Below are 2,867 nucleotides of genomic sequence, written 5' to 3'. Positions count from 1 at the left end.
GCCGGCAGTCCGCTGACCCCGGTGGGTATCGGCTCCGGGCTGAGCGCCGCCGCCGGCGTGCCGGTGGCCGGGGCCAGCCTGACGCCGCTGGCGCCGTCCCCATTAAGCCCGCTGTCGCCGGGCGACCTGCAGGCGGCGCTGGCTCAGGGGCTGCAGCAGCTGGGCAGCCCGTCGCTGACCGACTACCCGCTGCCCACCAGCCAGAACGGGCTGTTCGTGGCGGATACCGCCAGCGACAGCCGCTACCTGATACGCACCAACCCGACCCTGAGCCGGCTCGGCCAGGTGGACAACGGCCTGTTCGGCGACCTGCGCGGCCTGCTGGGCCAGACGCCGGGCACCACGGTGCCGGTGGAGCGCAGCCCGACGCTGACCGACCCGACGCAGGTGCTGGGGTCGTCCTACCTGCTGGGCAAACTGAATCTGGACGCGGAGCACGACTACCGTTTTCTGGGCGACGCGGCGTTCGACACCCGCTATATCAGCAACGCGGTGCTGAGCCAGACCGGGCAGCGCTACCTGAACGGGGTGGGCTCGGAGCTGGCGCAGATGCAGCAGCTGATGGACAACGCGGCGGCGGAGAAAAGCCGGCTGAACCTGCAGCTGGGGGTGAGCCTGACGCCGGAGCAGGTGGCGGGGCTGAGCCACAGCCTGGTGTGGTGGGAGAACATCACGGTGGGCGGACAGACGGTGCTGGCGCCGAAGCTGTATCTGGCGCAGGCGGATAAAACCAACCTGCAGGGCAGTCGCATCGTGGCCAACAGCGTCAGCCTGAATGCGGGCGGGGATATCGATAACCGGGGCAGCACGGTGACGGCGGTGGAGGCGCTCAACATCGCCGGCGGCGGCACCCTGAGCAACCGTGAAGGCGGGCTGCTGAGCGCCGGCGGCGCGCTGAACCTGGTGGCGCTGGGGAACCTGACCAACAGCAGCGCGACGATACAGGGCAACCGGGTGACGCTGGCGAGCGTCAACGGCGACATCACCAACACCACCACCAGCAATCAGTGGCAGACGGCGGCGAAGGACGGCCGGGGAAGCGGGTCGCTGACGCGCACCGATATCGGCCAGGCCGGGCTGATAACGGCGCAAAACGGGCTGACGCTGCAGGCGGGGCACGATATCGCGCTGAACGGGGCGCAGCTGAGCGCGGGCGGGCCGCTGCAACTGGCGGCGGGCAACGACATCCGGCTGACGGCGCTGACCACGGTGACGGACACGGTGAATCAGACGGGCGGGGCCAGCACCGAGCGACGCAGTCAGGGACGGGTGCAAAGTACGCTGGCCAGCGGGGGCGAGCTGAGCCTGAGCGCGGGGCGTGACCTGAGCAGCACGGCGGCGCAGCTGAGCGCGGCGGGGACGCTGGCGCTGTCGGCGGGACGGGATCTGAGCCTGCTGTCGGCCAGCGAGGAGCAGTTCAGTTCGAACGCGTGGACGCGGCATCTGGACTGGCAGCAGACGGTGACGCAGCAGGGCACGGTGCTGAACGCGGGCGGGGGGCTGAGCCTGCGGGCGGGTCAGGACCTGACGCTCGAGGGGGCGCAGGCGGAAACGCGTGGCGCGCTGACGGCGCAGGCGGGACGGGACCTGAGCCTGCTGTCGGCGACGGAAAGCCGGCATGATTTTTTTGAAGAGACGACGGTGAAGAAGGGGTTCCTGTCGAAGACCACCACGCACACGCAGCGCGAGACGGCGCAGACGACGGAGAAGGGGACGCTGCTGTCGGGGGGCAGCGTGGCGCTGACGGCGGGGCATGACATCGGGGTGCAGGGCTCGGCGGTGGCGGCGGACGGTGACGTGACGCTGACGGCGGGGCATGACATCACGACCGCGGCCAGTGTGGAGCGCTACCGGCAGTATGAGGACGTCAGTCGCAAGAAGAGCGGGGTGTTCAGCGGGGGCGGCATCGGGTTTACTATAGGCAGCACCTCGCTGCGCCAGACGCTGGATACCGCCGGGACGACGCAGAGCCAGAGCGTCAGCACGCTGGGCAGCACCGGCGGGTCGGTGCGGCTGAATGCCGGGCAGGATGTGGCGCTGACGGGGACGGATGTCATTGCGGCGCGGGACATTGATTTGAGCGGGCGTAATGTGTCCGTGACGCCGGGGCATGATATCCGCCGCACCACACAGACGATGGAGCAGAAACAGAGCGGTCTGACGATTGCGCTGAGCGGTAGCGTGGGCGGCGCGCTGAACAGTATGGTGGAAACCGTGCAGGCGGTGAGCCGGGAGAGCGACAGTCGGCTGAAAACGCTGGCCGGGGTGAAAGCGGCGTTGAGTGCCGGACAGGGCGCGCAGGCCACAAGGTTAGCGCTGGCGCAACGGGAAGGAGCCAGCGCGAAGGCGGCGGCGGGTGGTGGTGAGGACAGCGCCCAGCCGCAGGCGGTCGGGGTGAGCATTTCGTACGGCAGCCAGTCCTCCTCCTCGCAGCAGACCCGGACGCAGGACACGGTATCCGGCAGCAGCGTGACCGCCGGCGGCAACCTGCGAGTTCATGCGACCGATGGCGATATCACGGTGGTGGGCAGCCAGTTAAAAGCGGGTCAGGATCTGACGCTGGCCGCCACGCGGGATATCCTGCTGTTGTCAGGCGCGAATACGCAACACACCGAAGGCAGCAACCAGAGCAAGGGCGGCAGTATCGGGGTCAGTATCGGCGTCAGCGCCTCGGGGAGTTTCGGGCTGAGCGTGAGCGCCAGCGTCAACGCGGCGAAGGGCAACCTGCGCGGCGATGGGCTGACACACACGGAATCGCTGCTGGAAGCGGGCCGGACTGCGATATTGAGCAGCGGACGAGACACCACCCTGCAGGGGGCGCAGGTCGATGCCGGGGCGATAACCGCGCGGGTGGGACGTGATCTGCT

Annotated in this window: 1 protein-coding gene; it reads left to right on the top strand. The window is 69.0% G+C overall.

What is annotated here, in order from left to right:
- Positions 1 to 2,867: hemagglutinin repeat-containing protein (locus DXXMK7_RS11085; RefSeq protein ID WP_238555966.1), on the top strand; the 2,867-nt coding region annotated here is incomplete at both ends.

This window comes from Dickeya sp. MK7 (genome assembly GCF_000406305.1).
GTDB lineage: Bacteria > Pseudomonadota > Gammaproteobacteria > Enterobacterales > Enterobacteriaceae > Dickeya > Dickeya fangzhongdai.
The sequence above is the reverse complement of the archived record's forward strand: the minus strand, read 5'-3'. Positions and strand labels throughout refer to the sequence as shown.